This window comes from Pedobacter sp., assembly GCF_035566355.1.
Lineage (GTDB): Bacteria > Bacteroidota > Bacteroidia > Sphingobacteriales > Sphingobacteriaceae > Pedobacter.
Map to the genome: position 1 here is coordinate 1 of NZ_DATMRL010000327.1, position 7,360 is coordinate 7,360.

Here is a 7,360-nt window from a genome sequence, read left to right on the forward strand (position 1 = left end):
GGGGGTGTTTCGGGCTGCGTGCACCGTGCCACTCCCCCTGCTAAATGCGACCCCCGGGTCTGCATAGGCGTGTTCATTTTGGTGGCAGGATGCACAGGAAATACGCCTGTCTGCCGACAAGCCAGGATCTTGAAATAAGGTTCGGCCTAAGGAGATTCCTTTCAGCGTGGCAAGGGTAGTATCTCCAGGGAGCTTGGGGAAGTTAACTGGCCGATTCGGTTTCATTTTTGAATCTGATGCTGAAAACATAAAACCCAGTGCTAAAATGCCGAATCCGGCTGCCAATAACCCTACAATAATCAATTTCCCTTTCTGTTGTCCAGCCATATTATTTTATCATTCGTCAATGTTGAGAGAGGGCAAAATTTCGATGTGCAAAAGTAAGAGAAGTGAAGGGGTTTTCCTATATCGTTTAGAATAATGGTAATAATCTATGAGGAGAAGATAAAAAATCTGTCGATCTTAGCAAGAACCGGGTTTAATGGTCATGTTATTAGCGATAGATTTGTTGTATAGAAATTACATATTATTATGAAGACGCAACAAGAACTGGATTATGAAAGGATTGCTGAAGCAATTGCTTTCCTGAAAGATAATTTTAAAGCGCATCCAAAACTGGATGAAGCCGCGGAGCATGTTCATTTAAGCCCATTTCATTTTCAGCGAATGTTCCAGGATTGGGCTGGGGTAACACCTAAACAATTCTTGCAGTATCTAAGTGTTGAACATGCTAAAAGATTGTTAATGACTACAAATGCAACCTTATTTGATACAGCCTATGAAACAGGTTTATCAGGTACCGGACGCTTGTATGATCTATTTGTAAAAGTAGAAGGGATGACTCCCGGAGAATATAAAAATGGTGGTGCGGCACTCGTCATTAATTATACTTTTGCCGACACCCCATTCGGACCCGTTATCGTTGCTTCTACAGAAAAAGGCATTTGCCATATGGCATTCGTAGACGATGGCGAAAAAAATGCGCTGGAGAATTTGAAGCAGATTTTTCCAAACGCTATTTACAACCAGTTGGCTGACAGAAATCAACAAAATGCTTTGTTTGTATTTAATCAGGACTGGAGCAAACTGGATGAAATCAAACTGCACCTGAAAGGAACTGATTTTCAGATTAAGGTTTGGGAAACATTGTTGAATGTGCCAACCGGTGGATTAACTACTTATGCTGATTTGGCCAGGAAATCCGGATATATAGGGGCATCAAGGGCTGTAGGAACTGCAGTTGGCAAAAATCCTGTTGCCTTTCTGATACCATGTCATAGGGTAATTAAATCAACCGGAGAAATTGGACAATATCATTGGGGTGCTGCCAGGAAAAACATGATTATAGGCTGGGAAGCAGCCAGAATGCATAAATAATGGATAATAGATTTCCTTTTCTAAATAAGGAGGGCGAGAATTTAAATTTTTTCTTAAATGCCGCTGAGAAGTGATTGGTGTATTTATAACCTACTTGTGCTGCTACTTCCTTTAAACTAACACTTGGATCTTCCGTTAACAAGTGTTTTGCTTTCATCATTTTTAAATCGAGGGTAAAGGTGTGAATGGTTTTTCCGAAAATTGCTTTAAATCCTGTTTGTATTTTTGTTCTGTTCATACCTGCAATCTGGGCCAGCTCATCGATAGAATAATGCTGGCGGAGATTGCCTGAGATTATACTTTTCAGGCGTTTAAATACACTTCTTTCCTGCACGGTAAATTTGAGGTCTTGCCGGCTAGCCGTTTTTACGGATAAAATGCAGATCAGCAGTTCGCAGACCTTTGTCTGAAGATAAAGGTGCTTAAATTTCGGCTCACATGGACAATTCATCATGTCGTGGATAATCATACGGACAGGCATGGATAATTGTTCGATATGGAGGTTGGAAAAAAAATCAGTTGTGATCGATATTTTACCCATCATTTGCAGGAGGGAGTCTTCTGAAATTGTAATGTCCAGGAAGAGTTTATTATGTGCTGATTTTTCCTGGTCACTGCTTTCTTTTCTTTTGAAGAGTCGTTTAGTCTTCAGTTCATCATTTCTGATTTGTAAATTAACCATTGGATAATCAGCGCTTTCTAATTCGCATTTCAATAAATATTCGTCCGTTTTCTTAATCTCAATCTTATACATTTCCTGTTAAATCCGTACAAATCCCTGCACATTCTGTACATGGATTACTCTATTTTTGCCACAAATTAATAATTAGTCTAAATAAGAACAATTAAAATATGCAATATTTATCTCAACGGGTCTATGCATTGCTCATTACACTGGCTTTTCTTTTTGGTGTAGTGTCCTTAAAAGCGCAACAAAAAATAACAGTAACTGGATTAGTAAAGGGTAATGGTGAAGCGCCATTACATGGGGCCGGTGTTTTTTTATCACCAGGTAAAAAAAATGCAGTGACTGATGAGAACGGTAAATTTCAACTTTCTGATGTACCAGCCGGGATTTATAAAATCAGGATTACTTTCATTGGTTTCAGAGATCTTACGAAAAATATCGAACTTCCTTTGAAAAGCAGCAATTCATTGGTGTTTTCTCTGGAAGAAGATAAAAATGATTTATCTGAAGTTACTGTTCTGGGACGTACAGCAGTGCAGGAAACCAGCCAGCAGGCTTATAATGTTACGGCTATAGATGCTAAAAAACTATACAATACGACACTTGATATTTCCGGTGCATTAGATCGTGTAGCCGGTATACGTGTCAGAGAATCAGGTGGAGTAGGTTCCAGCTTCAACCTTTCGCTAAATGGCTTTTCCGGCAATCACATCAAATACTTTATTGACGGTATTCCAATGGATAATTTTGGTTCTTCATTTCAAATTAACAACATCCCAATTAATATTGCAGACCGTGTGGAAGTTTATAAAGGTGTGGTACCTATGTGGCTGGGGTCTGATGCTTTAGGAGGTGCTATTAATATCGTTACTGGTGATCGCTATCGTAACTATGTTGATGCTTCTTATTCCTTTGGATCTTTTAACACGCATAGGAGTGTGGTAAATGCAGCAGCGACGACAAAAGGTGGATTGACCTTTCAACTGAACGCATTTCAGAATTATTCAGACAACAACTATAAAGTAAAAGTAGAAGCTTCGGATATCTATACGGGTGCATATGCTCCCAAAGCAACTTTAAAAAGGTTTCATGATACCTATCACAATGAAACAGTGATTGCAAATGTTGGGGTAGTGGACAAAAGTTATGCTGATAAATTATTGCTGGGCATCACTATGGGTCAGAATTATAAAGAGATACAGACCGGGGCCCGCATGGTATCTGTATTTGGCGGATGGCATAGAAAAGGAAATATTGTGATGCCCTCTTTAAAATACAAAAAGACCAATTTAATAGAAGGCCTTGATGTAACGGTTAATGCGAATTATAACCTTGGACAGGAGCAAAATATTGACACCATGAATGTACGTTACGATTGGTATGGCAACAGCAAGCCAAATGGTTCCAACGGAGAACGTTCCAGAAGTTTATACAAATACAAGAACAACAATGGTCTGGCAACGGCCATGTTCAATTATAAACTGGCTGACAACCAGTCTCTGGCCTTAAGTAATGTGTTTACCACTTTCAATAGAAAGGGAAGTGATGAACTGAACCCGGCGAACGCTGAATATGAAAAAACAAAAAAGACCAACAAGAATATTTTAGGCCTTGGCTATAACTTCGAAATCAAAAATAAACTCGGAGCTACGGTATTCGGCAAATATATCTATCAGAACAACATTGATGGGAATGGAAATGTAGATCAAACGGCCATGAAAAAGCTCGGATATGGTACTGCCTTAACTTATTTCTTTACACCAAACCTGCAGCTTAAAACATCGTATGAGTTGACCAACCGTATGCCCGAAGCACAGGAGATATTTGGTGATGTAGAGAACCAGGAGGGAAACCCTGCATTGAAACCTGAAAAGAGTGATAACGTTAACCTTGGAATGAGTTACAGCTTTTCAATAAATAAGCTTAACAATTTTTCTGTGACGGCTAATGCTATTTACAGAAAGTCTGACAATTTTATTTATAACCGATTGAACAGTAATCAATCTAAACTGATTGCGGACAACAGAGATGGAGTTCGTACCTGGGGTGTGGACGGAGAGATCAGATATTCCTACAAGGATTGGTTTACGGCAGGGACGACGGTAACTTATCAATATTTGCAGAACCTTCAAAAGTATGAGATCAATCCAAATACAGGTGAAAAATACACTACGGAGAGCGCGGTATATTTAGATCAAATGCCTAATATTCCATATTTGTTTGGTAATGGTGATGTGTCTGTATCTCTAAAAAATGTGGGTAAAAAGGGCAATAATCTGAATATAGGCTATAATCTGTTGTATGTACATGCTTTCTGGTTGTATTGGCCAAGCCGTGGGGGCAGTAGTTCCAATGGAAGTAAATATGTAGTTCCCAAACAGCTGTCGCATGATATCAACCTGGTTTATAGCTTAGAGAAAGGGCGTTATAATATCGGGCTTGAAGCAAAAAATATTACAGACGCGCTTCTTTACGACAATTTCAGTTTACAGAAACCAAGCCGCGGGTTCTATTTGAACCTGAGGTATTTCATTAATAAAAATAACAACAATTAATATGAAAGCAACTATAACTAAAGTATTCGGAACTTTGGCTTTTGCAGCTATGCTAGGCTCTTGTACAAAAAAAGACAGAGCAGCCGAAAATCTTGGAAACTATATTCTGGCGGTAACCCCTGTGGCTTCTACTGGTGTTGCAGATTACCTGCTTACTGCTGGTGATTTAGAAAAAGGTACTATATCTACTGCTGGAAATGGTGTAGAACAAGACGGAACTTACCGCTACTATGTAACGAGCAATAACAAGTTTTTTAGTATGTTGTATGGCCAGGGTAATCCTGGAGCAGTAACGACTTATAACATTCTGGATGGAAGGATCAATAAGCTGTCAAATTTCCAAACGGAAACTGTTCAGGCATTTGCACCGGTTAATGACGATCTGTTGTTGGTGAAAATTTCGAGAAATATCACCAACCCATTGTCGAGCTGGTATCGTATCAATACCAATAGTCTGTTGATTACCGGTGAAGGAACTGTAAATACGCAGACCCTTTCCAATAATGGGGAAACGGCACACTTTAGCTGGATTAAGCAAGTTGGCAATAAAGTATATGCCCCTTATTTTTCTATTAAAGGATGCTGTGGTGATTCATTTGGTACGGCCTATCCTGATCAGGCATGGATTGCGGTATATTCTTACCCACAGATGCAATTGGAAAAGGTGATTAAAGACGACAGGACCAGTTTTATAGGGAGATATATGACCGATGGTTTAGCCGTAGTAGAAAATGGAGATGTATATGCGTTCTCTTCTTCTGTGGCCACCACAAAGAGTGTTTTAAGTTCCACAAAGCCCTCTGCAATTACCCGAATTACCGCAGGTACTACAGAATTTGACCGGAGTTATTTTTATGATTTTGAAGCGATTTCCGGCGGCTATGTAATTACCGACTGGCTTTATATAGGCAATCATAATTTTGTTGTTAATGCGATCCTCAAAGCTCAAAGGGGGGCTTATTCTACAGGAAAAACTATAGCAATTGTGAATGTGTTAGACAAAACTTTTAAGAAAGTAACGGGACTGCCCTCTGACGCCAATATCGAAAGTCTCACAACCAATAATTATACGCCAAAAGACGGCAAGTTAGCCTATATCGGGGTGAACATGAAGGGTGCTGCCAATTATGTTTATAAGATAGACGCCTCTACCCAGACTGCCACTCAGGGACTGAAAGTTGAAGGTGGGGTAATTACGGCTATCCAGTACATAAAATAATGGAACCTAATTATAAGAACAAAGCGTTGACACCAGGTACTAAAAATGTGGCAACCAAAAAGAAAAGTAAGGATTCCTTATTTACAAGGATTAATAAATGGCTCCATCTTTGGCTCGGTCTGGTTTCTGGTGTCATTGTTTTGATTGTATGTTTAACCGGTTGTATATGGGTCTTTAATGAGGAAATTACCGGTTTACTGGAGCCTGAAACAAAAATAGAAAAACAGGACAAGCCTGTACTTAGTCCCTCACAGCTTAGCGCTATTGCTCTGAGATTATATCCTGGGAAGGTAATTTCTTATGCTCAATACCAGCAGGGACGGGCTATAAATGTATTTTTAAAGCAGCCGAATGAAAAAGGCAGGAGAGGCGGTGGTACGACTTTAAAAATAAATCCTTATACCGGAGAGGTTCTTAAAGCAGAGGTGCGTAAAAAAGGAGAAACTGATTTCTTTAGGTTTGTATTAAACGGTCACCGGTTTTTGTGGATGCCTTATGCTATTGGAAGGCCAATTGTAAATTATGGGACTATGGTTTTTGTTGTTTTGCTGATTACAGGACTGATCTGGTGGTACCCAAAGAAGTGGAACAAAAGCACAAGAGACAAGAGCTTTAAGATTAAATGGGGTGCATCCTTTAAAAGAGTAAACCTGGATCTTCATAATGTGCTTGGTTTCTATTCCTTGCTTTTTTTACTTGCTATTGCGTTGACCGGGATGGTGTATGGGATTAACTGGTACAGCGAAGGTTTGTATTGGGTAACTACAGGGGGAGAAAAGATGGCTAAATTCAGGGATTTGAAATCAGATACGCTTCAGGTTAGAAAACTGTATAGCCCGGAGCAATCTATGGACATTGCCTGGAACAAGGTTATAGCCAAACATCCAAAATCTCAGGGTTTTTATTATTCGTATCCTGATACTGCTGAGAAAAAAGCGACCATTGGCATTACGGTTTATCCAACTGCTGGTCAGTTTTATAATAGCCAGGGATATACCTTTGACCAGCATAGCTTAATAGAACTAAAACGCAAGGATATCTATTCTACACCATATGCTAGTGCTGGCTTTGGAGGAAAATTAAGGAAAATGAATTATGACATCCATGTAGGGAGTATTCTGGGTTTTCCTGGTAAGGTACTGGCTTTTTTATGCTCGTTGATTGGTGCTTCGTTACCTATAACCGGTTTTTTGATCTGGTATGGACGCAAGTTCAAGAAGAAGCACCGTAAGGTCTGATTTAGAGATATTAAAGTACCGAAGGCCAGCAAGTGCTGGCCTTCGGTATAATGAAAAAGGATGACTAAACAGATTTAGGGCTTCTTTGTTACGGTAGGAATGCGGATGGTGACTGTAAAGGTACCAGGAGCAAAGACTTTGAAATCAAAGAATACAGGGTTCACATTTCTATTCTCCACTACAAAATTTCCTGGAATACGATAATAATTTCCGGTTCCGTTATTTCCATCTTTAATTGGAAAACCATTTGGGAGTTCGATAAATCCCCATTCCAATCCGGTTG

The 7,360-nt window shown here is 39.5% G+C and carries 6 protein-coding genes and 1 pseudogene; 4 read left to right on the plus strand and 3 right to left on the minus strand.

Going from position 1 to position 7,360, the window contains the following annotated elements; translation table 11 throughout:
• Positions 1 to 327, minus strand: a 327-nt coding sequence (locus VNZ46_RS12615; RefSeq protein ID WP_325560473.1) for a cytochrome-c peroxidase, incomplete at its 3' end; no start/stop codon positions are given.
• A gap of 204 nt (positions 328 to 531) precedes the next feature.
• Here VNZ46_RS12615 and VNZ46_RS12620 point away from each other — a divergent pair.
• The gene (locus VNZ46_RS12620) at positions 532 to 1,377 is read left to right on the plus strand and encodes a methylated-DNA--[protein]-cysteine S-methyltransferase (protein WP_325560474.1); all 846 of its coding nucleotides are present in this window, start codon (positions 532 to 534) and stop codon (positions 1,375 to 1,377) included.
• Here VNZ46_RS12620 and VNZ46_RS12625 read toward each other — a convergent pair.
• The gene (locus VNZ46_RS12625) at positions 1,343 to 2,131 is read right to left on the minus strand and encodes an AraC family transcriptional regulator (RefSeq protein WP_325560475.1); all 789 of its coding nucleotides are present in this window, start codon (positions 2,129 to 2,131) and stop codon (positions 1,343 to 1,345) included. The genes VNZ46_RS12620 and VNZ46_RS12625 overlap by 35 nt on opposite strands.
• A 98-nt stretch (positions 2,132 to 2,229) precedes the next feature.
• On the opposite strand from VNZ46_RS12625, the gene VNZ46_RS12630 reads away from it, so the two are divergent.
• From VNZ46_RS12630 to VNZ46_RS12640, 3 genes are read left to right on the plus strand one after another with little or no spacing between them, the layout of a single operon-like run.
• Positions 2,230 to 4,620 carry a TonB-dependent receptor gene (locus VNZ46_RS12630; protein ID WP_325560476.1) on the plus strand — a complete coding sequence of 797 codons (2,391 nt, stop codon included), beginning with the start codon at positions 2,230 to 2,232 and terminating at the stop codon, positions 4,618 to 4,620.
• A gap of 1 nt (position 4,621) precedes the next feature.
• The gene (locus VNZ46_RS12635) at positions 4,622 to 5,839 is read left to right on the plus strand and encodes a DUF4374 domain-containing protein (protein WP_325560477.1); all 1,218 of its coding nucleotides are present in this window, start codon (positions 4,622 to 4,624) and stop codon (positions 5,837 to 5,839) included.
• Positions 5,839 to 7,077 (plus strand): PepSY-associated TM helix domain-containing protein, encoded by a 1,239-nt coding sequence (locus tag VNZ46_RS12640; RefSeq protein ID WP_325560478.1) that lies wholly within the window; start codon positions 5,839 to 5,841, stop codon positions 7,075 to 7,077. Before VNZ46_RS12635 ends, VNZ46_RS12640 begins: the two co-directional genes overlap by 1 nt.
• Positions 7,078 to 7,151: 74 nt before the next feature.
• Here the strand turns inward: VNZ46_RS12640 and VNZ46_RS12645 are convergent.
• Positions 7,152 to 7,360: pseudogene (locus tag VNZ46_RS12645) on the minus strand (hypothetical protein); the annotation flags it as partial.